At 70.4% G+C, this 24,078-nt stretch carries 22 protein-coding genes and 2 pseudogenes; 21 read left to right on the top strand and 3 right to left on the bottom strand.

Annotated elements, in window-relative coordinates; genetic code table 11:
* The first annotated feature begins 240 nt into the window (after positions 1-240).
* The 15 genes and pseudogenes from pgsA (at position 241) to ACZ7L1_RS23385 (ending at position 15,649) form a co-directional block, all read left to right on the top strand.
* A pseudogene (gene pgsA, locus ACZ7L1_RS23315) lies at positions 241-983 on the top strand (phosphatidylinositol phosphate synthase).
* 28 nt (positions 984-1,011) lie between these two features.
* Positions 1,012-1,935, top strand: a complete 924-nt coding sequence (locus ACZ7L1_RS23320; protein WP_471439794.1) for a phosphatidylinositol mannoside acyltransferase — start codon at positions 1,012-1,014, stop codon at positions 1,933-1,935.
* Positions 1,932-3,092 (top strand): glycosyltransferase family 4 protein, encoded by a 1,161-nt coding sequence (locus tag ACZ7L1_RS23325; protein WP_471439796.1) that lies wholly within the window; start codon positions 1,932-1,934, stop codon positions 3,090-3,092. Before ACZ7L1_RS23320 ends, ACZ7L1_RS23325 begins: the two co-directional genes overlap by 4 nt.
* An 80-nt stretch (positions 3,093-3,172) precedes the next feature.
* On the top strand, positions 3,173-3,718 hold the full coding sequence (locus ACZ7L1_RS23330) for a LemA family protein (protein WP_403623203.1): 546 nt from the start codon (positions 3,173-3,175) through the stop codon (positions 3,716-3,718).
* A gap of 243 nt (positions 3,719-3,961) precedes the next feature.
* Positions 3,962-4,873 carry a pyridoxal 5'-phosphate synthase lyase subunit PdxS gene (gene pdxS / locus ACZ7L1_RS23335; protein WP_471439798.1) on the top strand — a complete coding sequence of 304 codons (912 nt, stop codon included), beginning with the start codon at positions 3,962-3,964 and terminating at the stop codon, positions 4,871-4,873.
* A 36-nt stretch (positions 4,874-4,909) separates the two neighbouring features.
* Complete coding sequence (gene pdxT, locus ACZ7L1_RS23340) at positions 4,910-5,515, top strand: pyridoxal 5'-phosphate synthase glutaminase subunit PdxT (RefSeq protein WP_471439799.1); 606 nt, start codon at positions 4,910-4,912, stop codon at positions 5,513-5,515.
* 81 nt (positions 5,516-5,596) lie between these two features.
* Positions 5,597-6,349 carry a YebC/PmpR family DNA-binding transcriptional regulator gene (locus ACZ7L1_RS23345; RefSeq protein ID WP_471439800.1) on the top strand — a complete coding sequence of 251 codons (753 nt, stop codon included), beginning with the start codon at positions 5,597-5,599 and terminating at the stop codon, positions 6,347-6,349.
* 119 nt (positions 6,350-6,468) lie between these two features.
* A complete protein-coding gene (ruvC, locus tag ACZ7L1_RS23350; protein WP_471439802.1) occupies positions 6,469-7,011 on the top strand; it encodes a crossover junction endodeoxyribonuclease RuvC in 543 nt (180 codons plus the stop codon).
* On the top strand, positions 7,008-7,613 hold the full coding sequence (ruvA, locus tag ACZ7L1_RS23355) for a Holliday junction branch migration protein RuvA (protein ID WP_471439804.1): 606 nt from the start codon (positions 7,008-7,010) through the stop codon (positions 7,611-7,613). The genes ruvC and ruvA overlap by 4 nt, the downstream gene beginning before the upstream one ends.
* Positions 7,614-7,629: 16 nt before the next feature.
* Positions 7,630-8,700 (top strand): Holliday junction branch migration DNA helicase RuvB, encoded by a 1,071-nt coding sequence (gene ruvB / locus ACZ7L1_RS23360; protein WP_471439805.1) that lies wholly within the window; start codon positions 7,630-7,632, stop codon positions 8,698-8,700.
* A gap of 165 nt (positions 8,701-8,865) precedes the next feature.
* Positions 8,866-9,348: a preprotein translocase subunit YajC gene (gene yajC / locus ACZ7L1_RS23365; protein ID WP_471439806.1), complete on the top strand. Its 483-nt coding sequence runs from the start codon at positions 8,866-8,868 to the stop codon at positions 9,346-9,348.
* A gap of 136 nt (positions 9,349-9,484) precedes the next feature.
* A complete protein-coding gene (gene secD, locus ACZ7L1_RS23370; RefSeq protein WP_471439808.1) occupies positions 9,485-11,266 on the top strand; it encodes a protein translocase subunit SecD in 1,782 nt (593 codons plus the stop codon).
* 3 nt (positions 11,267-11,269) lie between these two features.
* The gene (gene secF, locus ACZ7L1_RS23375) at positions 11,270-12,382 is read left to right on the top strand and encodes a protein translocase subunit SecF (RefSeq protein ID WP_471439809.1); all 1,113 of its coding nucleotides are present in this window, start codon (positions 11,270-11,272) and stop codon (positions 12,380-12,382) included.
* A complete protein-coding gene (locus tag ACZ7L1_RS23380; RefSeq protein ID WP_471439811.1) occupies positions 12,379-12,927 on the top strand; it encodes an adenine phosphoribosyltransferase in 549 nt (182 codons plus the stop codon). The genes secF and ACZ7L1_RS23380 overlap by 4 nt, the downstream gene beginning before the upstream one ends.
* Positions 12,928-13,132: 205 nt before the next feature.
* Positions 13,133-15,649, top strand: coding sequence for a RelA/SpoT family protein (locus tag ACZ7L1_RS23385; protein WP_471439812.1), 2,517 nt, complete (start codon positions 13,133-13,135; stop codon positions 15,647-15,649).
* A gap of 65 nt (positions 15,650-15,714) precedes the next feature.
* Here ACZ7L1_RS23385 and ACZ7L1_RS23390 read toward each other — a convergent pair whose 3' ends face one another.
* Positions 15,715-16,944, bottom strand: coding sequence for a DUF349 domain-containing protein (locus tag ACZ7L1_RS23390; RefSeq protein ID WP_471439814.1), 1,230 nt, complete (start codon positions 16,942-16,944; stop codon positions 15,715-15,717).
* Between the two features lie 135 nt (positions 16,945-17,079).
* Positions 17,080-17,919 (bottom strand): peptidylprolyl isomerase, encoded by an 840-nt coding sequence (locus tag ACZ7L1_RS23395; protein ID WP_471439815.1) that lies wholly within the window; start codon positions 17,917-17,919, stop codon positions 17,080-17,082.
* A gap of 167 nt (positions 17,920-18,086) precedes the next feature.
* Between ACZ7L1_RS23395 and ACZ7L1_RS23400 the strand changes: the two genes are divergently transcribed.
* Together ACZ7L1_RS23400 and hisS are read left to right on the top strand one after the other, a co-directional pair.
* Positions 18,087-18,794, top strand: coding sequence for an MBL fold metallo-hydrolase (locus ACZ7L1_RS23400; protein WP_471439817.1), 708 nt, complete (start codon positions 18,087-18,089; stop codon positions 18,792-18,794).
* A 13-nt stretch (positions 18,795-18,807) separates the two neighbouring features.
* A complete protein-coding gene (gene hisS, locus ACZ7L1_RS23405) occupies positions 18,808-20,070 on the top strand; it encodes a histidine--tRNA ligase (RefSeq protein WP_471439819.1) in 1,263 nt (420 codons plus the stop codon).
* Between the two features lie 74 nt (positions 20,071-20,144).
* Here the strand turns inward: hisS and ACZ7L1_RS23410 are convergent.
* A pseudogene (locus ACZ7L1_RS23410) lies at positions 20,145-20,253 on the bottom strand (ABC transporter ATP-binding protein); the annotation flags it as partial.
* Between the two features lie 159 nt (positions 20,254-20,412).
* Between ACZ7L1_RS23410 and ACZ7L1_RS23415 the strand changes: the two are divergent.
* From ACZ7L1_RS23415 to ACZ7L1_RS23430, 4 genes are all read left to right on the top strand, one after another.
* Positions 20,413-21,069: a vitamin K epoxide reductase family protein gene (locus ACZ7L1_RS23415; RefSeq protein ID WP_471439820.1), complete on the top strand. Its 657-nt coding sequence runs from the start codon at positions 20,413-20,415 to the stop codon at positions 21,067-21,069.
* Positions 21,070-21,117: 48 nt separating this feature from the next.
* Complete coding sequence (locus tag ACZ7L1_RS23420; protein ID WP_471439822.1) at positions 21,118-22,473, top strand: replication-associated recombination protein A; 1,356 nt, start codon at positions 21,118-21,120, stop codon at positions 22,471-22,473.
* A gap of 339 nt (positions 22,474-22,812) precedes the next feature.
* Positions 22,813-23,427: a 30S ribosomal protein S4 gene (gene rpsD / locus ACZ7L1_RS23425; RefSeq protein ID WP_103842665.1), complete on the top strand. Its 615-nt coding sequence runs from the start codon at positions 22,813-22,815 to the stop codon at positions 23,425-23,427.
* A 178-nt stretch (positions 23,428-23,605) separates the two neighbouring features.
* Positions 23,606-24,076, top strand: coding sequence for a DUF948 domain-containing protein (locus ACZ7L1_RS23430; RefSeq protein WP_471439824.1), 471 nt, complete (start codon positions 23,606-23,608; stop codon positions 24,074-24,076).
* Positions 24,077-24,078 lie beyond the last annotated feature (2 nt).

The raw sequence follows: 24,078 nt of genomic DNA on the forward strand, positions 1-24,078 counted from the left end.
GTGCACGGTGAGGTCACTGTGGGCGCGGACATGCGGACCCGCGTGCGAGGCGGCTCCGGTGACGCCCGCGGTTCTTTCGAGCTTTGCACTCGCGTCACAATGCGTCCATACGAGGGACGTGATCCCGTTTGCGGGCCGTGCTGCGGTCAGGGCGCGATCGCGCCGTGACCCGGGCGCCATCAGGCCGTGACACAGGGCCTTGGGTGCCCGGCCGTCGCGCCCACGCGCGCGTGGCTACGATTGGGCGCGCCGGTGGCCAGCAGGGGCCGCGCGGCTCACCGACCGTCGGGAAGGCCATGCTGAACAAGTACGCGCGTGCTTTCTTCACGCGTGTTCTCACACCGTTCGCCGCGTTTCTGATCCGGCGGGGCGTCAGCCCCGACACGGTCACGCTGATCGGCACCGCCGGCGTGATCGCGGGCGCACTGGTCTTCTACCCCAGGGGCGAGTTCTTCTGGGGCACGGTCGTGATCACGCTGTTCGTCTTCTCGGACCTCGTCGACGGCAACATGGCCCGCCAGCTGGGCCGCACCAGCCGCTGGGGCGCCTTCCTGGACTCCACACTCGACCGGGTCGCCGACGGCGCGATCTTCGGCGGCTTCGCCCTGTGGTACGCGGGCAACGGCAACGACAACGTCCTGTGCGCGGTGTCGATCTTCTGTCTGGCCAGCGGCCAGGTGGTGTCGTACACCAAGGCCCGCGGCGAGTCGATCGGGCTGCCGGTGGCGGTCAACGGGCTCGTGGAGCGCGCCGAACGCCTGGTGATCTCCCTGGTCGCCGCCGGGCTCGCGGGCCTGCACAAGTTCGGTGTGCCCGGCATCCAGTACCTGCTGCCGATCGCGCTGTGGATCGTCGCCGTCGGCAGCCTGGTCACGCTGATCCAGCGGGTCGTCACCGTGCGCCGGGAGTCCGCCGAGGCGGACGCCGCCGCGGGCGCTGAGGACGACCAGAGCGCCTCGCACGGCAGTGAGGCGGCCAAGTGAGGGGCGGCAAGAGGAGCGGGGCGACGGCATGACCAGTCTCCAGGAACGGCTCACGGACGGGCTCTACGGCCTCGGCTGGAGCACCGTGAAGACGCTGCCCGAACCCGTCGCCACCCGGCTCGGCCGCACCATCGCCGACCTCGCCTGGAAACAGCGCGGCAAGGCCGTACGACGGCTCGAGAGCAACTACGCGCGCGTGGTGCCCGAGGCGACCCCGGAGCGGCTCGCCGAGCTGACGCGGGCGGGCATGCGGTCGTACCTGCGCTACTGGATGGAGTCCTTCCGGCTGCCCGTGTGGAGCCCGGAGCGGATAAGGCGCGGCTTCGACCCCAAGGACCTGCCCTTCCTCACCGACGGGCTCGCCGCCGGCAAGGGCGTCGTGCTCGCGCTGCCGCACCTGGCCAACTGGGACCTGGCGGGCGCCTGGGTCACCACCGAGCTGCGCATGCCGTTCACGACGGTGGCCGAGCGGCTCAAGCCGGAGACGCTCTACGACCGGTTCGTCGCCTACCGCGAGGGCCTCGGCATGGAGGTGCTGCCGCACAGCGGCGGCTCCGCGTTCGGCACCCTGGCCCGGCGGCTGCGCGACGGGGGACTGGTCTGTCTGGTCGCCGACCGGGACCTGTCCGCCTCCGGCGTCGAGGTCACCTTCTTCGGCGAGACGGCCCGGATGCCGGCGGGACCGGCGCTGCTCGCCCAGCAGACCGGCGCGCTGCTGTTGCCGGTGACGCTCTGGTACGACGACTCGCCCGTCATGCAGGGCCGCGTGCACCCCCCGATCGAGGTACCCCGGTCAGGCAGCCGGGCCGAGAAGACGTCTGTCATGACACAGGCGCTGGCCGACGCCTTCGCCACGGGGATCGCCGAGCATCCGGAGGACTGGCACATGCTGCAGCGGTTGTGGCTCGCCGACCTGGACCCGAGCAGGGGCCCCGGGAAGGGCACGCCGTGAGGATCGGCATCGTCTGCCCGTACTCCTGGGACGTGCCGGGCGGCGTCCAGTTCCACATCCGCGATCTGGCCGAGTACTTCATCCGCCTCGGGCACGAGGTGTCCGTCCTCGCCCCCGCGGACGACGACACCCCGCTGCCGCCGTACGTCGTCTCGGCCGGACGTGCCGTCCCGGTGCCGTACAACGGCTCGGTGGCGCGCCTGAACTTCGGCTTCCTGAGCGCCGCGCGGGTACGGCGCTGGCTGCACGACGGCGGGTTCGACGTGATCCACATCCACGAGCCCGCCTCGCCGTCCCTGGGCCTGCTGGCCTGCTGGGCGGCGCAGGGCCCGATCGTGGCGACCTTCCACACCTCGAACCCGCGCTCCCGGGCCATGATCGCCGCGTACGCGATCCTCCAGGCGGCCCTGGAGAAGATCAGCGCGCGGATCGCGGTGAGCGAGTACGCGAGGCGCACCCTCGTCGAACATCTGGGCGGCGACGCGGTGGTGATCCCCAACGGCGTGGACGTCGACTTCTTCGCGAAGGCCGAGCCCAGGTCCGAGTGGCAGGGGGACACGATCGGATTCATCGGGCGCATCGACGAACCGCGCAAGGGCCTGCCGGTCCTCATGAAGGCCCTGCCGGAGATCCTTGCCGCCCGCCCCCGGACACGGCTGCTGGTCGCGGGCCGGGGAGACGAGGAGGAGGCGGTCGAGACGCTCCCCGCCCAGCTGCGCTCGCGCGTGCAGTTCCTCGGCATGATCAGTGACGAGGACAAGGCGCGCCTGCTGCGCAGCGTCGACCTGTACGTGGCGCCCAACACCGGCGGCGAGAGCTTCGGCATCGTCCTCGTCGAGGCCATGTCGGCGGGGGCCCCGGTCCTCGCCTCCGACCTGGACGCCTTCGCGCAGGTCCTGGACCAGGGAGCGGCCGGCGAGCTGTTCGCCAACGAGGACGCCGGCGCCCTCGCCGACGCCGCGGTACGCCTGCTGGACGACGCGGACCGCCGAGCCGAACTGCGCGCCCGGGGCAGCGCCCACGTGCGGCGCTTCGACTGGTCGACGGTCGGCGCGGACATCCTGTCGGTCTACGAGACGGTGACGGCGGGCGCGGCGGCGGTGGCGGCGGACGAGCGCACGGGGCTGCGGGCGCGGTTGGGTCTGGCGCGGGACTGAGGTCCGGCCGCCGGGCCCGGCGTTCAGGTGGGCCTGAGGGAGCCGAGGGAGCGGTGAGCGGGGGCCGATAACCTTCGCCCGTGACCGCAACCCTCATCTGGATCCTTGTCGCCCTCGTCGCGATCGGCCTCTATCTGAGCTGGACCGCGGGGCGGCTCGACCGGCTGCACGCCCGGATCGACGCGGCGCGCGCCGCGCTCGACGCACAGCTGCTGCGGCGGGCCTCGGTCGCCCAGGAGCTGGCCACCTCCGGTGTGCTCGACCCGGCCGCGTCGATCGTCCTGTACGAGGCCGCACACGCGGCCCGGCAGGCCGAGGAGGAGCAGCGGGAGGTCGCCGAGAGCGAGCTGAGCCAGGCGCTGCGGGCCGTGTTCGCGGAGGCGCAGCAGGTCGAGGCGGTGCGCGAGGCGCCCGGCGGGGAGGCGGCCGCACGGGAGCTGACCGAGGCGGTGCGCCGGGTGCCGATGGCCCGCCGTTTCCACAACGACGCCGTACGCGCGGCGCGGGCCCTGCGCCGGCACCGCAAGGTGCGTTGGTTCCGCCTCGCCGGGCACGCCCCGTTCCCCATGGCGTTCGAAATGGACGACGAGCCCCCGGCGGCACTGACGGACCGCTCGGCGGCCTGACACCACGGGAGAGCGGCAAGGGACACGGGACCGCGGGGCACGGGCCCACGGGCCATGGGACACGGGCCACGGGGACGCGGGTGCCGGGAACAAGTGACACACAGGCCGCAGGCCACGGGTGTCGTTTCGCGCCACGGCGCAAAACGATCCACCGGCTCCCCATTGGCCCTTGCAGTGGCCTGCACCCGTCCCGTTTCCTCGGTCCAGCAGTAATCCCTCTTTTTCCGAGTGAGGTCGAAACCCGTGTCCAGCGAGCTCTCCATCCCCCAGACCCCCGAGACCGGCACCGCCCGCGTCAAGCGCGGCATGGCCGAGCAGCTCAAGGGCGGCGTGATCATGGACGTCGTCACGCCGGAGCAGGCGAAGATCGCCGAGGACGCGGGCGCCGTCGCCGTCATGGCTCTGGAGCGGGTCCCGGCCGACATCCGCAAGGACGGCGGTGTGGCCCGCATGTCCGACCCGGACATGATCGAGGGCATCATCGACGCCGTCTCCATTCCGGTCATGGCCAAGTCCCGCATCGGCCACTTCGTCGAGGCCCAGGTCCTGCAGTCCCTCGGCGTGGACTACATCGACGAGTCGGAGGTCCTCACCCCCGCCGACGAGGTCAACCACTCCGACAAGTGGGCCTTCACCACCCCCTTCGTCTGCGGCGCCACCAACCTCGGCGAGGCCCTGCGCCGCATCGCCGAGGGTGCCGCGATGATCCGCTCCAAGGGCGAGGCCGGCACCGGCAACGTCGTCGAGGCCGTCCGCCACCTGCGCCAGATCAAGAACGAGATCGCCCGCCTGCGCGGCTTCGACAACCATGAGCTGTACGCCGCCGCCAAGGAACTGCGCGCCCCGTACGAGCTGGTCAAGGAGGTCGCCGAGCTGGGCAAGCTCCCGGTCGTGCTGTTCTCCGCCGGTGGCGTCGCCACCCCGGCCGACGCCGCGCTGATGCGCCAGCTCGGCGCCGAGGGCGTCTTCGTCGGCTCCGGCATCTTCAAGTCCGGAGACCCGGCCAAGCGTGCCGCCGCCATCGTGAAGGCCACCACCTTCTACGACGACCCCAAGATCATCGCGGACGCGTCCCGCAACCTCGGCGAGGCCATGGTCGGCATCAACTGCGACACCCTCCCCGAGACCGAGCGCTACGCCAACCGCGGCTGGTAAGTCACCGCAGGAACAGCACGAGGACTGCACGAACACATGACTGACGCACCCGTCATAGGCGTCCTGGCCCTCCAGGGCGACGTACGGGAGCATCTCATCGCCCTGGCCGCGGCCGACGCCGTGGCCAGGCCGGTGCGGCGCCCCGAAGAGCTCGCCGAGGTCGACGGCCTCGTCCTCCCCGGCGGCGAGTCCACCACCATCTCCAAGCTGGCCATCCTCTTCGGAGTGATGGACCCCCTCCGCGCGCGTGTGCGCGACGGGATGCCCGTCTACGGCACCTGTGCGGGCATGATCATGCTCGCGGACAAGATCCTCGACCCGCGCTCCGGGCAGGAGACCGTCGGCGGCATCGACATGATCGTGCGCCGCAACGCCTTCGGACGGCAGAACGAGTCCTTCGAGGCGGCCGTCGACGTCCAGGGCATCGAGGGCGATCCTGTAGAGGGCGTCTTCATCCGCGCCCCCTGGGTCGAGTCCGTCGGGGCGGGAGTCGAGGTGCTCGCCGAGCACGGCGGCCACATCGTCGCCGTACGCCAGGGCAACGCACTCGCCACGTCGTTCCACCCGGAGCTGACCGGCGACCACCGGGTGCACGCCCTGTTCGTCGACATGGTGCGCGCCGATCGGGTACCGGAGTCCTAGTAGGATCTCTGGGCGTCCCCCCAGCCGTTAAGGTCTGGGGGAGTTCGTTGCAGAGATGGGTTACGCGAAGGAGACAGGCAGATGTCCGGCCACTCTAAATGGGCCACGACGAAGCACAAGAAGGCCGTGATCGACGCCAAGCGCGGCAAGCTCTTCGCGAAGCTGATCAAGAACATCGAGGTGGCGGCCCGGACGGGCGGCGCGGACCCCGACGGCAACCCGACTCTCTACGACGCCATCCAGAAGGCGAAGAAGTCGTCGGTCCCGAACAAGAACATCGACTCCGCCGTCAAGCGTGGCGCGGGGCTCGAGGCCGGCGGTGCCGACTACGAGACGATCATGTACGAGGGCTACGGTCCGAACGGTGTCGCGGTGCTCATCGAGTGCCTCACCGACAACCGCAACCGTGCCGCCTCCGACGTGCGCGTGGCCATGACCCGCAACGGCGGCTCCATGGCCGACCCGGGCTCGGTCTCGTACCTGTTCAACCGCAAGGGCGTCGTGATCGTCCCCAAGGGCGAGCTGACCGAGGACGACGTCCTGGGCGCCGTGCTCGACGCGGGCGCCGAGGAGGTCAACGACCTGGGTGAGTCCTTCGAGGTCATCAGCGAGGCGACCGATCTGGTCGCGGTCCGCAGGGCCCTGCAGGACGCCGGGATCGACTACGACTCCGCCGAGGCCAACTTCGTCCCGACCATGCAGGTCCAGCTGGACGAGGAGGGCGCCAAGAAGATCTTCAAGCTGATCGACGCGCTCGAGGACAGCGACGACGTCCAGAACGTCTTCGCGAACTTCGACGTCACCGACGAGATCATGGAGAAGGTCGGCGCGTAACGCTGCCGCTGGGTTCGACGGGCCGACGGGACACTCCCGTCGGCCCGTCGCTTTGCGGGTGGTTGTCGGTGGCACCCGATAGCCTGCACAAACAGGCGAATCGACGGGAGGGGACAGGCGTGCGCGTGCTGGGGGTGGACCCGGGGCTGACGCGGTGCGGTGTCGGGGTGGTCGAGGGCGTGCCCGGACGCACGCTCACCATGCTCGGCGTCGGCGTCGTCCGGACGCCCGTGGACGCCGACCTCGGCCACCGCCTCGTCGCCGTCGAGCAGGGCATCGAGCAGTGGCTGGACGAGCACCGGCCCGAGTTCGTCGCCGTCGAGCGTGTCTTCAGCCAGCACAACGTGCGGACGGTGATGGGCACCGCCCAGGCCAGCGCCGTCGCCATGCTGTGCGCCGCCCGCCGCGGCATCCCCGTCGCCCTGCACACCCCGAGCGAGGTCAAGGCGGCCGTCACCGGCAGCGGACGTGCCGACAAGGCGCAGGTCGGCGCGATGGTCACGCGACTGCTCCGGCTTCAGGCGCCACCCAAGCCCGCCGACGCCGCCGACGCCCTCGCCCTCGCCATCTGCCACATCTGGCGCGCCCCCGCGCAGAACCGGCTGCAGCAGGCTGTCGCCCTGCACGCATCGAAGCACGTCACGAAAGGCCGTACCGCATGATCGCCTTCGTCAGCGGCCCGGTCGCCGCCCTCGCCCCGGACTCCGCAGTGGTCGAGGTGGGCGGCATCGGCATCGCCGTCCAGTGCACGCCGAACACGCTCTCCGGGCTCCGGCTCGGCCGGCAGACGAAGCTCGCGACCTCCCTGGTCGTCCGGGAGGACTCGCTGACCTTGTACGGCTTCGCGGACGACGACGAGCGCCAGATCTTCGAGCTGCTGCAGACCGCGAGCGGTGTCGGCCCGCGCCTGGCGCAGTCCATGCTGGCCGTGCACTCCCCGGACGCGCTGCGCCGCGCCGTGGCGACCGGTGACGAGAAGGCGCTCACCGCCGTTCCCGGCATCGGCAAGAAGGGCGCCCAGAAGCTGCTCCTGGAGCTGAAGGACCGCCTGGGCGAGCCGGTCGGCGCCCCCACGGCCGCCGCACCCGCTGCCTCCGGCTGGCGCGACCAGCTGCACGCCGCCCTGGTCGGCCTCGGGTACGCGACCCGGGAGGCCGAGGAGGCCGTCGCCGCGGTCGCCCCGCAGGCCGAGGCCGCTGGGGGCACGCCCCAGGTGGGTGCCCTCCTCAAGGCGGCCCTGCAGACCCTGAACCGAGCCCGCTGAGCCAGGGAGTACGTGAGTGAACTGGGACGACACGACCGACACCCCCGCTCCCGAGCGGCTGGTGGGCTCTGTCGCCGACCGTGAGGACCAGGCCGTCGAAGCCGCCCTGCGCCCCAAGGATCTGGACGAGTTCATCGGCCAGGAAAAGGTCCGGGAGCAGCTCGACCTGGTGCTGCGCGCGGCCCGCGCGCGGGGTGCCACCGCCGACCACGTGCTCCTGTCCGGCGCCCCCGGACTCGGCAAGACGACCCTGTCGATGATCATCGCGGCCGAGATGGGCGCACCCATCCGCATCACCAGCGGCCCCGCCATCCAGCACGCCGGCGACCTGGCCGCGATCCTCTCCTCCCTGCAGGAGGGTGAGGTCCTCTTCCTCGACGAGATCCACCGCATGTCCAGGCCCGCGGAAGAGATGCTCTACATGGCGATGGAGGACTTCCGCGTCGACGTGATCGTCGGCAAGGGCCCCGGCGCCACCGCCATCCCGCTGGAACTGCCGCCGTTCACGCTGGTCGGCGCCACCACGCGCGCGGGCCTGCTGCCGCCCCCGCTGCGCGACCGCTTCGGCTTCACCGCGCACATGGAGTTCTACGAGCCCGCCGAGCTGGAGCGCGTCATCCACCGCTCGGCGGGCCTGCTCGACGTGGAGATCGACCCCCAGGGCGCCGCGGAGATCGCCGGACGCTCCCGTGGCACCCCCCGTATCGCCAACCGGCTGCTGCGCCGCGTTCGGGACTACGCCCAGGTCAAGGCCGACGGAGTGATCACCCGGGAGATCGCCGCCGCGGCGCTCCGTGTCTACGAGGTCGACGCCCGAGGCCTCGACCGCCTCGACCGCGCCGTCCTTCAGGCCCTGCTGAAGCTGTTCGGCGGCGGCCCCGTCGGCCTGTCCACGCTCGCCGTCGCCGTGGGGGAGGAGCGCGAAACCGTGGAGGAGGTCGCCGAGCCCTTCCTGGTCAGGGAGGGCCTGCTCGCCCGCACCCCGCGCGGACGGGTGGCGACCCCGGCCGCATGGGCGCACCTCGGGCTGACCGCGCCACGCGGAGCGACCGGGGGAAACGGACAACAGGACCTGTTCGGGGCGTGACGGTGCGGGACTCGCCCCACCAGGAACCCGGGTGCCATGCTGAGCGTTGTTCCTTGCGTGCGGACTCGCTTAGACTCCGCCGATGCCGCCCTCGCGGGCGGCGCCCATCACACCCCCATTCACCAGGCCGCCGATCGAGCGGTCGTGCGAAGGAAATTCCGTCCCGTGAATATCGTGACCCTCCTCCCGTTCATCGTGCTCATCGGGGCCATGTTCCTGATGACCCGCTCGGCCAAGCGCAAGCAGCAGCAGGCCGCGCAAATGCGCAACGACATGCAGCCCGGCAGCGGCGTCCGCACGATCGGGGGCATGTACGCGACGGTCAAGGAGGTCAACGAGGACACGGTCCTCCTTGACGCGGGCCCGGGCGTGGAGCTGCTCTTCGCGAAGAACGCGATCGGCGCCGTCCTGACCGACGACGAGTACAACCGCATCGTCCACGGCATCGAGCACGACCTGAAGGCCGACGGCGCCGTCGTGCCGGCCGACGCCTCCTCCCTCACCGAGACCGACGAGCCCGCCGCCGACTCTTCGGGCCCTTCCGACGACAAGGTCGACCTCGGCAAGAAGGACGCGGACGCCGCGACCGACGCGAAGGCCGACGAAGCAGAGCCGAAGAAGACCGACGGCGACTCCGACGCGAAGTGACCGCACCCCGGACCAGGGCGCGCGATCGGCGCGTCCCGGGCCGGGCTGTGCGGTTTTCGTGTGGAATCCCGACACAATGGCATGGCTGCCCGTGCGCTGACCCCGCGCGCGGCGGCTCGAGAGGGAGTACGAGAAGGTGGCAGCACCGAAGAAGGGCCGGAGCGCGAGCGCCCAGAGCAAGCCAGGGCGCTCGCTGGCCCTCATCCTGATCGCCATCGCGGCGCTCACCGGGGGAATGTTCGCCTCCGGACACACCACTCCGCGTCTCGGCATCGACCTCGCCGGCGGCACCAGCATCACGCTGACGGCGGTCAACGAGCCCGGTCAGCCCAACGCGATCAACAAGACGAACATGGACACCGCGGTCGAGATCATGAACCGACGGGTCAACGGTCTGGGCGTGACCGAGGCGGAGGTCCAGACCCAGGGCGACCGCAACATCATCGTCAACATCCCCCGGGGCACGAACTCCAAGGAGGCCCGGGACCAGGTCGGCACCACCGCCAAGCTGTACTTCCGTCCGGTCCTGCAGCGCGATGCCTCCGGCACCGGCGCTTCGGCGAGCCCCAGCCCCAGCTCCAGCGCGGGCGGCAGCGCCTCGCCCAGCCCGTCGAGCTCGGCGGGCAAGAGCAAGGCGACGTCCGGCTCCGCGAGCCCGTCGTCCTCCGCCACCTCTCAGGGCCGTCCCGTCACCGACGCGCTGAAGGCGACGTCCACGCCGTCCGCGAACAGCTCCGGGCCCGCCGGCGCCTCCACCAAGCCCTCCGCGAGCGCCTTGCCGTCCTCGAGCGCCGGCTCCCCCTCCGGTGACACGGCGAAGCTCCAGGCCCAGTACGCCGCCCTCGACTGCTCCAAGCCCGAGCAGCGCGCCACGGCCGGCAAGGGCGCCAAGAAGGAGGAGCCCACCGTCGCCTGCGGCAAGGACGGCAACGTGTGGAACAAGTTCCTGCTCGGCCCGGTCGCGGTCGACGGCACGGAGGTCAAGAAGGCCCAGGCCGTCTACGACACGCAGGGCGCCGCCGGCTGGCAGGTCCAGATGACCTTCAACTCCAGCGGCGCGAAGAAGTTCGCCGACATCACCGGTCAGCTCTCGCAGAAGACGACCCCGCAGAACGAGTTCGCGATCGTCCTGGACGACGAGGTCGTCTCCCACCCGTACGTCCAGACGGCCATCACCGGCGGCAACGCGGAGATCTCCGGCAGCTTCACCCAGCAGGACGCCCAGAGCCTGTCCAACATGCTGTCGTACGGTGCTCTCCCGCTCTCCTTCAAGGAGTCGAGCGTCACCACGGTGACCGCCGCGCTCGGCGGTGAGCAGCTGCACGCCGGTCTGATCGCGGGCGCCATCGGCCTGGCCCTGGTCGTGATCTACCTGGTCGTCTACTACCGCGGCCTCGCGGCCATCGCCGTCGCGTCCCTCGTGGTCTCCGCGATCCTCACCTACGTGATCATGGCGCTGCTCGGCCCGACCATCGGCTTCGCGCTGAACCTGCCCGCCGTGTGCGGTGCCATCGTCGCGATCGGCATCACCGCGGACTCGTTCATCGTGTACTTCGAACGCGTCCGTGACGAGATCCGCGAGGGCCGCTCCCTGCGCCCGGCCGTCGAACGCGGCTGGCCGCGCGCCCGGCGCACCATCCTGGTCTCCGACTTCGTGTCCTTCCTCGCCGCCGCGGTGCTCTTCATCGTCACCGTCGGAAAGGTCCAGGGCTTCGCGTTCACGCTCGGCCTGACGACCCTGCTCGACGTCGTGGTGGTGTTCCTGTTCACCAAGCCGCTGCTGACGATCCTGGCCCGCCGGCAGTTCTTCGCGAGCGGCCACAGCTGGTCCGGCCTCGACCCCAAGCGCCTGGGCGCCAAGCCGCCCCTGCGGCGCACCCGTCGTCCCTCCGCCCCCGTCGACCCGAAGGAGGCGTGAGAGATGTCGAAGCTCGGCAACCTCGGCGCCCGGCTCCACCGAGGCGAGGTCGGTTACGACTTCGTCGGCAAGCGCAAGATCTGGTACGGCGTCTCGATCCTCATCACCGTCACGGCCATCGTCGGCCTGGTGGTGCGCGGCCTGAACATGGGCATCGAGTTCCAGGGCGGAGCGGTCTTCACCACGCCGAAGACGAGCGTCTCGGTGGCCCAGGCCGAGACCTACGGCCAGGAGGCCTCCGGCCACACCGCCGTCGTGCAGAAGCTCGGCACGGGCGGCCTGCGCATCCAGATCGCAGGGATCGACACCGGCAAGTCCGACCAGATCAAGGATGAGCTGGCCAAGGACCTGAACGTCCCCTCGGAGCAGATCAACGCCGACCTGGTCGGCCCCAGCTGGGGCGAGCAGATCGCCAACAAGGCCTGGGAAGGCCTGGCGATCTTCATGGTGCTGGTCGTGATCTATCTGGCGATCGCCTTCGAGTGGCGCATGGCCGTCGCGGCCCTCGTCGCGCTGATCCACGACATCACGATCACCACCGGCATCTACGCCCTCGTCGGCTTCGAGGTCACGCCCGGCACCGTGATCGGTCTGCTGACGATCCTCGGTTACTCGCTCTACGACACGGTCGTCGTCTTCGACAGCCTCAAGGAGCAGGCGAAGGACATCACCAAGCAGACCCGCTGGACCTTCAGCGACGTCGCCAACCGCTCGATCAACAGCACCCTGGTCCGCTCCATCAACACCACCGTGGTCGCGCTGCTGCCGGTGGCGGGCCTGCTGTTCATCGGTGGCGGCTTCCTCGGCGCCGGCATGCTCAACGACATCTCGCTGTCGCTGTTCGTCGGCCTCGCGGCCGGTGCGTACTCCTCGATCTTCATCGCCACTCCGCTCGTCGCCGACCTCAAGGAGCGCGAGCCGCAGATGAAGGCCCTCAAGCGGCGTGTCCTGGCCAAGCGGGCACAGGCCGCGGAGACCGAGCCCACCGGGGCGCCGGCCGAGGACGGATCCGGCGCGGACGAGCCGGAGGACGCCGCACCGGCGGTCGTCGGCCAGCGCAGCCAGCCCGCGTCCCGTAACCGCGGTCGCGGCCGACCCTCCGGAAAGCGCCGATGACCGAGACGACCGACATACAGGCACTGCTGCTCAGCCGTATCCGGGACGTGCCGGACCACCCGGAGCCGGGGGTGATGTTCAAGGACATCACCCCGCTGCTCGCGGACCCGGAGGCCTTCACCGCGCTCACCGACGCGCTGGCGGAGCTGACCGTACGGCACGGCGCGACGAAGATCGTCGGCCTGGAGGCGCGCGGATTCATCCTCGGCGCCCCGGTCGCCGTCCGCGCGGGCATCGGCTTCGTCCCCGTACGCAAGGCGGGCAAGCTGCCCGGAGCCACCCTGCGGCAGGCGTACGACCTGGAGTACGGCTCCGCGGAGATCGAGGTGCACGCCGAGGACCTGTCGGCGTCCGACCGCGTGATGGTCGTCGACGACGTCCTCGCCACCGGCGGCACCGCCGAGGCCTCACTGCAGCTCATCCGCCGGGCGGGCGCCGAGGTCGCGGGCGTCTCCGTCCTCATGGAACTGGGCTTCCTCGGCGGCCGCGCCCGACTGGAACCGGCCCTGGCCGACGCCCCGCTGGAGGCACTGCTCCAGGTCTGAGTTCCGCGCCGTACACCCCTGCTCAAGGCCCCGTGGGGCCGCAGGACACCACGAGGCGGGCCCCGGAGGAATCCGGGGCCCGCCTCGTGCGTTTCTTCCATAACAGGCCGTCCTGCGGCCTCAGGGCGAGCCCGGAGCCCGGGATCGCTACCATGGGTGCTCCGGAGCCTGACCGGGGGACCCGGATCGCGCACGAGGAGCCCTCTTGCCAGACGAGGCCCAGCCACTGACCGCCGCCAAGCCCGACCCCGCGTCGAAGGCCGCGGCCACCCCCGCGCGCAGCGCGAAGAACGCCCCGCACGGGACGGTGGAGCACGCCCAGTCGGCGCCCGCGGACCAGGCGGCCGAGCAGCCGCGCCCCAAGCCGGCCCCTCCCGAGCACACTCCGGCGGTCCGCGCGACGCCGTCCCCGCCCGCCCGCAGCGGCTCCTCCAACCGCGTCCGCGCCCGCCTCGCCCGGCTCGGCGTGCAGCGCGCCAACCCGTACAACCCGGTCCTGGAGCCGCTGCTGCGGATAGTGCGCAGCAACGACCCGAAGATCGAGAACTCCACGCTGCGCCAGATCGAGCGCGCCTACCAGGTCGCCGAGCGCTGGCACCGCGGCCAGAAGCGCAAGAGCGGCGACCCGTACATCACGCACCCCCTCGCCGTCACCACCATCCTCGCCGAGCTCGGCATGGACCCGGCCACCTTGATGGCGGGCCTGCTGCACGACACGGTGGAGGACACCGAGTACGGCCTGGACCAGCTGCGCCGCGACTTCGGCGACACCGTGGCCCTCCTCGTCGACGGCGTCACCAAGCTGGACAAGGTCAAGTTCGGCGAGGCGGCGCAGGCCGAGACCGTGCGCAAGATGGTCGTCGCCATGGCCAAGGACCCGCGCGTCCTGGTCATCAAGCTCGCCGACCGACTGCACAACATGCGCACCATGCGCTACCTCAAGCGCGAGAAGCAGGAGAAGAAGGCGCGCGAGACCCTGGAGATCTACGCGCCCCTCGCCCACCGCCTGGGCATGAACACCATCAAGTGGGAGCTGGAGGACCTCGCGTTCGCGATCCTCTACCCCAAGATGTACGACGAGATCGTCCGCCTGGTCGCCGAGCGCGCCCCCAAGCGCGACGAGTACCTCGCGATCGTCACCGACGAGGTCCAGGCCGACCTGCGCGCCGCCCGTATCAAGGCGACCGTCACCGGCCGCCCCAAGCACTACTACAGCGTCTACCAGAAGATGATCGTCCGCGGCCGTGACTTCGCGGAGATCTACGACCTGGTGGGCATCCGCGTCCTCGTCGACACGGTCCGCGACTGCTACGCGGCACTGGGCACGGTCCACGCCCGCTGGAACCCGGTTCCGGGGCGGTTCAAGGACTACATCGCGATGCCCAAGTTCAACATGTACCAGTCGCTGCACACGACGGTCATCGGGCCCAACGGCAAGCCGGTCGAACTTCAGATCCGCACGTTCGACATGCACCGCCGCGCCGAGTACGGCATCGCCGCGCACTGGAAGTACAAGCAGGAGGCCGTCGCCGGCGCCTCCAAGGTGCGTACGGACACGCCGCGTTCGAGCGCCAAGGACAAGGACGCCATCAACGACATGGCGTGGCTTCGGCAGTTGCTGGACTGGCAGAAGGAGACCGAGGACCCCAGCGAGTTCCTGGAGTCCCTGCGCTTCGACCTGTCCCGCAACGAGGTCTTCGTCTTCACCCCGAAGGGCGACGTGATAGCGCTGCCGGCCGGCGCCACCCCGGTCGACTTCGCCTACGCCGTCCACACGGAGGTCGGCCACCGGACGATAGGAGCCCGGGTCAACGGACGGCTCGTGCCACTGGAATCCACCCTGGACAACGGCGACCTGGTGGAGGTCTTCACCTCCAAGGCGCCCGGCGCGGGCCCCTCCCGCGACTGGCTCGGCTTTGTGAAGTCGCCGCGTGCCCGCAACAAGATCCGGGCGTGGTTCTCCAAGGAGCGGCGTGACGAGGCGATCGAGCAGGGCAAGGAGGCGATCGCGCGGGCGATGCGCAAGCAGAACCTGCCGATCCAGCGCATCCTCACCGGCGACTCGCTGGTCACCCTCGCCCACGAGATGCGCTACCCGGACATCTCGTCCCTGTACGCCGCGATCGGCGAGGGCCATGTCGCGGCCCAGAACGTCGTGCAGAAGCTGGTGCAGGCGCTCGGCGGCGAGGAGGCGGCCACCGAGGAGATCGACGAGGCCGTTCCGCCGTCGCGGGGCCGTGGCCGCAAGCGGCGTGCCAGCAGCGATCCGGGTGTGGTCGTCAAGGGCGTCGAGGACGTCTGGGTCAAACTGGCCCGTTGTTGTACGCCCGTCCCCGGTGACCCGATCATCGGCTTCGTCACACGAGGTAATGGCGTATCGGTTCACCGCAGCGACTGCGTCAACGTGGAGTCACTGTCGCGCGAGCCGGAGCGCATCCTCGACGTGGAGTGGGCGCCCACGCAGTCCTCCGTCTTCCTGGTCGCCATCCAGGTGGAGGCGCTGGACCGCTCGCGGCTGCTCTCGGACGTCACCCGGGTCCTGTCCGACCAGCACGTGAACATCCTCTCGGCGGCCGTCCAGACGTCCCGCGACCGCGTCGCCACCTCCCGCTTCACCTTCGAGATGGGCGACCCGAAGCACCTGGGCCACGTCCTGAAGGCGGTAAGGGGCGTGGAGGGCGTCTACGACGTCTACCGCGTCACCTCGGCCCGCCGGCCGTAACCGGACGCGCAGCACACGAAAGGGGCTCTCGTACCGAGGTACGAGAGCCCCTTTTCAGTCGGCCGTCAGCCGCCGAACTCCTGCAGGCCCTTCAGGGCCTGGTCCAGGAGCGCCTGGCGGCCCTCCAGCTCCCTCTCCAGCTTCTCGGCCTTCGCGGTGTTGCCCGCCGACCTGGCCTGCTCGATCTGCGCCCGCAGCTTGTCCACGGCCGCCTGCAGCTGACCGGTCAGGCCCTCCGCACGCGCCCGCGCCTCCGGGTTCGTACGCCGCCACTCGGCCTCCTCGGCCTCCTGGATGGCCCGGTCGACCGCGTGCATCCGGCCCTCGATTCGCGCCCGCGCGTCCCGCGGCACATGCCCGATGGCCTCCCAGCGCTCGTTGATCGAGCGGAAGGCGCCCCGCGCGGCCTTCAGGTCGGCGATCGGCAGCAGCTTCTCCGCCTCCTCGGCCAGCTCCTCCTTGAGCTTGAGGTTCTCGGCCTGCTCGGCGTCCCGCTCCGCGAAGACCGAGCTGCGCGCGGCGAAGAACACGTCCTGCGCACCGCGGAACCGGTTCCACAGGTCGTCCTCGTGCTCCCGCTGCGCACGGCCGGCGGCCTTCCACTCGGCCATCAGCTCGCGGTAGCGCGCCGCCGTCGGCCCCCAGTCCGTCGAACCCGACAGCGCCTCGGCCTCGGCGACCAGCCTCTCCTTGGTCTTGCGGGCCTCCTCGCGCTGTGCGTCCAGCTGCGCGAAGTGCGCCTTGCGACGCTTGGAGAACGCCGACCGCGCGTGCGAGAAGCGGTGCCACAGCTCGTCGTCCGACTTCCGGTCGAGCCGCGGCAGCCCCTTCCAGGTGTCCACCAGGGACCGCAGCCGCTCACCGGCCGCCCGCCACTGGTCGGACTGCGCCAGCTGCTCCGCCTCCGCGACCAGCGCCTCCTTGGCGTGGCGGGCCTCGTCGGACTGCCGGGCACGCTGTGCCTTGCGCTCCTCACGGCGGGCCTCGACGATCTCCACGAGCTTGTCCAGGCGGGCGCGCAGCGCGTCCAGGTCACCGACCGCGTGATGGGCGTCCACCTGCTCGCGCAGGTGGTCGATGGCGGCCATGGCGTCCTTCGCCGACAGGTCGGTGGTCTGCACTCGCTTCTCGAGGAGGCCGATCTCGACCACCAGGCCCTCGTACTTGCGCTCGAAGTAGGCCAGCGCCTCCTCCGGGGAGCCGGCCTGCCAGGAACCGACGACCTTCTCACCATCGGCCGTCCGCACGTACACGGTCCCCGTCTCGTCGACGCGGCCCCACGGGTCGCTGCTCACAGCGCCTCCTCCACATGATGCCTGCGAGGAGCCTCAGCGCCCCCGGGCATCGTCCACAGTTTCGTCACGGCCAACATAGGCGACCGGCGGGGCGGCTGTCCGCATCCCGCGCGACCGAAATTCAGCTGTTGACGTTCAGGATTTCGTCACCGTCGCCTTGTTGATCACGACGGTCGCGTTCGGCGTTCCGTCGCCCGCGCCCGTGCTCTCGCCTGCGGCGGCGATCTTCTTCAGCACCTTCATGCCGGCGGCGTCAATGGTGCCGAACGGGGTGTAGTTGGGCGGCAACTGACTGTCCTGGTAGACGAGGAAGAACTGGCTTCCGCCGGTGTTGCGGCCCTGGTTGGTCGAGGCGTTGTACTGGTTGGCCATGGCCACGGTCCCCGCCGGATACACGTTCCCCTTCAGGCTTTTGTCCTTCAGGTTCTCGTCCGGGATGGTGTAGCCGGGACCGCCGGTGCCGTTGCCCTTCGGGTCGCCGCACTGCAGCACGTAGATGCCGTTGGTGGTGAGCCGGTGGCACTTGGTCTGGTCGAAGAAGCCCTGCGCGGCGAGGAAGTTGAACGAGTTCACCGTGTGGGGGGCCGCGGCCGTCTTCATCGCGATGCCGATGTCACCGCACGTGGTCGCCAGCTTCATCGTGTACTTCGCCGACGTGTCGATGGTCATCGCCGGCTCCTTCTTCCAGCTCAGCGACTTGACCTTGCCCGGAGCGGGCTTCGCGCAGGGATCCGGCGCCTTGCTGGTCGGGGCGGCGCTCGGGGACACCTCGGCGCCCGCGTTGGCCTTCTTGTCGTCGTTCTTGAAGACCCCGGCCGTGTACGACACCACACTGCCCACCAGCAACACGCCGAGGACCGACGCGATCACGGAATTGCGCATCCGCGCCTTGCGCCGCGCCTCCGTACGCCGCTGCTGCTGCCGCAAGAACTTCTCCCGGGCGAGCTGTCGCCGCCGCTGTTCCTGGCTGACCACGGGGTTTTCTCCTCATGCGTCTCATCCGCCGACCGGTACGCGTGCGTCTGGTGTGCCGACCGCATGCGTGTGCCCCGTACCGTATATGGGTTCGCTGAGGAATCGGCAGCGCCGGTAGGCTCTGACCCACAGCCAGTGACGCCCGTACGACACAACGAAGGACGATCGTGCTGATTGCCGGGTTCCCCGCCGGGGCCTGGGGGACCAACTGTTACCTGGTCGCCCCCGCCGCGGGTGAGGAGTGTGTGATCATCGACCCCGGCCACCAGGCCGCCCGGGGAGTCGAGGACGCGCTCGCGAAGCATCGGCTCAAGCCCGTCGCGGTCGTCCTCACCCACGGCCACATCGATCACGTGGCCTCCGTCGTCCCGGTGTGCGGCGCGCACGACGTACCGGCGTGGATCCACCCCGACGACCGGTACATGATGAGCGACCCGGAGAAGGCCCTCGGGCTTTCCATCGGTATGCCGCTGATGGGCGAGCTGACCGTGGGGGAGCCGGACGACGTCAAGGAGCTGACCGACGGTACGACCCTTCGGCTGGCCGGTCTGGAGCTGTCCGTCGCGCACGCGCCCGGCCATACCAAGGGGTCGGTGACCTTCGGCCTGCCCGAGGCGGCGGACATCCCGCCGATCCTCTTCTCGGGCGACCTGCTGTTCGCCGGCTCCATCGGACGCACCGACCTGCCCGGCGGCGACATGGCCGAGATGCTCGACTCGCTGGCCCGCGTGTGCCTGCCGCTCGACGACTCGACCGTGGTGCTGTCCGGCCACGGCCCCCAGACGACCATCGGCCGGGAGCGCTCCACCAACCCGTATCTGCGGCAGGTGGCCGCCGGCCAGGGAGCCCAGGAGGCTCCCCGACGAGGAATGTGACGAGAGACCTTCCGTGAGCACCTTCAAGGCCCCCAAGGGCACGTACGACCTGATCCCGCCGGACTCCGCCAAGTACCTGGCCGTCCGCGAGGCGATCGCGGCGCCGCTGCGCAACTCCGGCTACGGCTACATCGAGACGCCGGGCTTCGAGAACGTGGAACTGTTCGCGCGCGGCGTGGGCGAGTCCACGGACATCGTGACGAAGGAGATGTACGCCTTCGAGACGAAGGGCGGCGACAGGCTGGCCCTGCGCCCCGAGGGCACGGCGTCCGTGCTGCGCGCCGCCCTCGAGGCCAACCTGCACAAGGCGGGCAACCTGCCGGTCAAGCTCTGGTACTCGGGCTCGTACTACCGCTACGAGCGCCCGCAGAAGGGCCGATACCGCCACTTCTCGCAGGTGGGCGCGGAGGCGATCGGCGCCGAGGACCCGGCCCTCGACTCCGAACTGATCATCCTGGCGGACCAGGCGTACCGCTCCCTGGGCCTGAGGAACTTCCGCATCCTGCTCAACTCGCTGGGCGACAAGGAGTGCCGCCCGGTGTACCGCTCCGCGCTCCAGGACTTCCTGCGCGGCCTGGACCTGGACGAGGACACGCGCCGCCGCATCGAGATCAACCCGCTGAGGGTTCTCGACGACAAGCGGGAGTCCGTCCAGAAGCAGCTCGACGGCGCGCCGCTGCTGCGGGACTACCTGTGCGACGCGTGCAAGGCGTACCACGAGGAGGTCCGCGAGCTGATCACCGCTGCGGGCGTGGCCTTCGAGGACGACCCCAAGCTGGTGCGCGGTCTGGACTACTACACGCGGACGACGTTCGAGTTCGTGCACGACGGCCTGGGCTCGCAGTCCGCGGTGGGCGGCGGCGGCCGCTACGACGGCCTGTCCGAGATGATCGGCGGCCCCGCGCTGCCGTCGGTGGGCTGGGCGCTGGGCGTCGACCGTACGGTGCTGGCGCTGGAGGCGGAGGGGATCGAGCTGCAACTCCCGGCCGCCACCAGCGTGTTCGCGGTCCCGCTGGGCGAGGAGGCCCGCCGTGTGCTGTTCGCCAAGGTCACGGAGCTGCGCAAGCTCGGTGTCGCGGCGGACTTCGCGTACGGCGGCAAGGGGCTGAAGGGCGCGATGAAGAACGCCAACCGCAGCGGTGCCCGCTTCACGATCGTCGCCGGTGAGCGCGATCTCGCGGAGGGCGTGGTGCAGCTGAAGGACATGGAGTCCGGGGAGCAGGTGGCGGTGGGCGTGAACGAGATCGTGGCCGAACTGGAGTCCCGCCTGGGCTGACGCCACCGGGGGTGGAGACCGGGTGGTCTCCTTCTGGGGGCTGCGCCCCCAGGCCCCGCTCTCGAACGCTGGAGGCGCGCGAAGTCGCGTACCGCCTCCCGACCCCGTCAACTCCGCGGGCGCCGATTCGTCCTGCCGGACGATTCCCCCTTTCGAGCGCCACGCTCGCGCGCCCCTCGCCGGAACCACCCTGTGATCACACGACGGGCCTCGGTCCGAACCGAACGCTCCGGGACGACCGCGCGTACTTCCTTATGTCCAACGAACGGTGGACACGCGCGCGCGTGCGGCACAATGACCCCAACCCCGCAGGTCCACCTCTCGAGCATCGGAAGCGGCGTGATGAGCAAGACGACAGTCAGGGACGTCTCCACCGGATCCACCGAGCCGGCGAGTACGCACACGCCCGGCACAGTGGGCGGCAGCCGCGCGTTCGGCCTGCTGCTGGTGATCACCGGTGCGGCCGGTCTGCTCGCCGCGTGGGTCATCACGATCGACAAGTTCAAGATCCTCGAGGGCAAGGTGAGCGGCAAGACGTTCACCCCCAGCTGCAGCATCAACCCGATCGTGTCCTGCGGCAGCGTGATGGAGAGCAAGCAGGCCGCCGCCTTCGGCTTCCCCAACCCGATGCTCGGCCTCGTCTGCTACGGCATCGTCGTCTGCGTCGGCATGAGCCTGCTCGCTCGTGCCCGCTTCCCCCGCTGGTACTGGCTGACCTTCAACTTCGGCACGCTGTTCGGCGTGGGCTTCGTCACCTGGCTGCAGTTCGAGTCGCTGTACCGGATCAACGCGCTGTGCCTGTGGTGCTCGCTGGCCTGGGTCGCCACGATCACCATGTTCTGGTACGTCACCTCGTTCAACGTCCGCAACGACTTCCTGCGCGCCCCGCGCCCGGTGAAGAACTTCCTCGGCGAGTTCACCTGGGTGCTGCCGGTCACGCACTGCGGCGTCATCGCCATGCTGATCCTGACCCGGTGGGGCAGCCAGCTCTGGGCCTGAGCCCCGGGCCCCGGGGCGTTGTCAGTGCCGTGACTTAGGGTTTCCCTCGTGGAGCCCGACCTGTTCACCGCCGCCGCAGAAGAACGCCAGGAGAAGGACCCGAGCGCCAGTCCCCTGGCCGTCCGCATGCGCCCGCGCACCCTCGACGAGGTGGTGGGCCAGCAGCACCTGCTCAAGCCGGGGTCCCCGCTGCGCAGACTGGTCGGCGAGGGGGGCGGCGGCCCCGCCGGGCCCTCCTCGGTGATCCTGTGGGGCCCGCCCGGCACCGGCAAGACGACACTGGCGTACGTCGTCTCCAAGGCCACCAACAAGCGGTTTGTGGAGCTGTCGGCGATCACCGCGGGCGTGAAGGAGGTCCGCGCGGTCATCGACGGCGCCCGCCGCGCGAGCGGGGGCTTCGGCAAGGAGACCGTCCTGTTCCTGGACGAGATCCACCGCTTCAGCAAGGCCCAGCAGGACTCCCTGCTCCCCGCCGTCGAGAACCGCTGGGTGACCCTGATCGCGGCGACCACAGAGAACCCGTACTTCTCGGTGATCTCCCCGCTGCTGTCCCGCTCGCTCCTGCTCACCCTCGAACCGCTCACGGACGACGACGTCCGCGGCCTGATCCGCCGGGCACTGACCGACGAGCGGGGCCTAAAGAGCGCCGTCACGCTCCCCGAGGACGCCGAGAACCACCTGCTGCGGATCGCCGGCGGCGACGCCCGGCGCGCCCTGACCGCCCTGGAGGCCGCCGCGGGAGCCGCCCTGGACAAGGGTGAGACGGAGATCGGCCTCACGACGCTGGAGGAGACCGTCGACCGGGCCGCCGTGAAGTACGACCGCGACGGCGACCAGCACTACGACGTGGCCAGCGCGCTCATCAAGTCCATCCGCGGCTCCGACGTCGACGCGGCCCTGCATTACCTGGCCCGGATGATCGAGGCCGGTGAGGACCCCCGCTTCATCGCCCGCCGCCTGATGATCTCCGCCAGCGAGGACATCGGCCTCGCCGATCCGAACGCGCTGCCGATCGCCGTCGCCGCCGCCCAGGCCGTCGCCATGATCGGCTTCCCCGAGGCCGCGCTCACCCTCAGCCACGCCACCATCGCCCTCGCCCTGGCTCCGAAGTCGAACGCGGCGACCATGGCGATAGGCGCGGCCCTGGAGGACGTCCGCAAGGGGCTGGCCAGCCCCGTGCCCCCGCATCTGCGCGATGGCCACTACAAGGGCGCGGCCAAGCTCGGCCACGCCCAGGGGTACGTCTACCCGCACGACCTGCCGGAGGGCATCGCCGCCCAGCAGTACGCCCCGGACGCCCTCAAGGACCGCGAGTACTACACCCCGACCCGGCACGGCGCCGAGGCGCGGTACGCGGACGCCGTGGAGTGGACCCGCAAGCACCTCGGTCGCAGGCGGTCCTAGCGGGCCTGTAGAATTGCTCGAAGCGCTGCGTCCCGTGTTCGGCACCTCAAAAGGGTCCGGCACCACCAGAGCGGGACATCCAGCCGGAACCCCACCGCCGTACGGCACGGGGCTCCAGGAGCGTCGCGCACCGTCGAACGGTGTCGCGGGCAGCCCACCACCACCCGGAGCCCGGGCACGGTCGGTGGGCCACTCGCGTGCTGCACGTATGTGCCCAGACCAGGGGAGCGGCTGCCCGGCAGGTCCCACGCGGACCCGCAGGGTTTCCCCGGCTGCGGATGCGACCTCCCCTAACCCTGGTGAAGCCGATTACACACAGAAACACGAGGTGTTTGGTTCATGGCGAACCAGTCCCGCCCCAAGGTCAAGAAGTCGCGTGCCCTCGGTATCGCGCTGACCCCGAAGGCCGTCAAGTACTTCGAGGCGCGCCCCTACCCGCCGGGTGAGCACGGTCGTGGCCGCAAGCAGAACTCGGACTACAAGGTCCGTCTGCTGGAGAAGCAGCGTCTGCGCGCGCAGTACGACGTGTCCGAGCGCCAGCTCGTCCGCGCCTACGAGCGTGCCTCCAAGGTCCAGGGCAAGACCGGTGAGGCCCTGATCATCGAGCTCGAGCGCCGTCTCGACGCGCTGGTCCTGCGTTCGGGCATCGCCCGCACGATCTACCAGGCCCGCCAGATGGTCGTGCACGGCCACATCGAGGTCAACGGTCACAAGGTCGACAAGCCGTCGTACCGCGTCCGCCCCGACGACGTCGTGATGGTCCGCGAGCGCAGCCGCGAGAAGGCGCTCTTCCAGGTCGCCCGCGAGGGTGGCTTCGCCCCCGACGGCGAGACCCCGCGCTACCTCCAGGTGAACCTCAAGGCCCTGGCGTTCCGCCTGGACCGCGAGCCGAACCGCAAGGAGATCCCGGTGATCTGCGACGAGCAGCTCGTCGTCGAGTACTACGCCCGCTGATCACTTTCCGGCGGACGTAGCACTCCCACCCCCGCAGAGCCCGTCGTCTTCCCGCCCCTTCAGGGCGGGCGGACGGCGGGCTTTCGCGCATCGGCTCTCCCCGAGCCCGTCGCCCGCACCTCTAATCCGGTACGGAGCGGCCGCCCGGGCGCGATAGGCTCGGGGAACCGACTTTTCGATGTTCAGGCACGTTCCAGGGAGCGGGTGCACAACGGTGTCCGGTGGAGAAGTGGCCGGGATCCTGGTGGCCGTCTTCTGGGCGATCCTGGTCTCCTTCCTCGCCGTGGCGTTGGCGAGGCTGGCCCAGACGCTCAAGGCGACCACCAAGCTGGTGGCGGACGTGACCGACCAGGCCGTCCCGCTGCTCTCCGACGCCTCCGCCGCGGTGCGCTCCGCGCAGACCCAGATCGACCGGGTCGACGCCATCGCGTCGGACGTCCAGGAGGTCACCTCCAACGCGTCCGCACTGTCGACGACCGTCGCGTCGACCTTCGGCGGCCCCCTGGTCAAGGTCGCGGCCTTCGGCTACGGCGTACGCCAGGCGATCGCCGGCCGCCGGGAGAACGTGCCCGCCAAGGCCCCCCGACGTACCGTGATCGTGGGCCGCACCGTCCCGTCCCCGCGACGGGCGAAGCGGAAGAAGGACTAGCG

The sequence above is a fragment of the Streptomyces sp. NPDC107546 genome, from assembly GCF_055639175.1.

Excerpts from the sequence above, each read along its gene's own strand:
- ACZ7L1_RS23320 (WP_471439794.1), top strand. The coding sequence starts at position 1,012 with ATGACCAGTCTCCAGGAACGGCTCACGGACGGGCTCTACGGCCTCGGC.
- pdxT (WP_471439799.1), top strand. The coding sequence starts at position 4,910 with ATGACTGACGCACCCGTCATAGGCGTCCTGGCCCTCCAGGGCGACGTA.
- ACZ7L1_RS23345 (WP_471439800.1), top strand. The coding sequence starts at position 5,597 with ATGTCCGGCCACTCTAAATGGGCCACGACGAAGCACAAGAAGGCCGTG.
- ruvA (WP_471439804.1), top strand. The coding sequence starts at position 7,008 with ATGATCGCCTTCGTCAGCGGCCCGGTCGCCGCCCTCGCCCCGGACTCC.
- secF (WP_471439809.1), top strand. The coding sequence starts at position 11,270 with ATGTCGAAGCTCGGCAACCTCGGCGCCCGGCTCCACCGAGGCGAGGTC.
- ACZ7L1_RS23380 (WP_471439811.1), top strand. The coding sequence starts at position 12,379 with ATGACCGAGACGACCGACATACAGGCACTGCTGCTCAGCCGTATCCGG.
- ACZ7L1_RS23415 (WP_471439820.1), top strand. The coding sequence starts at position 20,413 with ATGAGCAAGACGACAGTCAGGGACGTCTCCACCGGATCCACCGAGCCG.
- rpsD (WP_103842665.1), top strand. The coding sequence starts at position 22,813 with ATGGCGAACCAGTCCCGCCCCAAGGTCAAGAAGTCGCGTGCCCTCGGT.
- ACZ7L1_RS23430 (WP_471439824.1), top strand. The coding sequence starts at position 23,606 with ATGTTCAGGCACGTTCCAGGGAGCGGGTGCACAACGGTGTCCGGTGGA.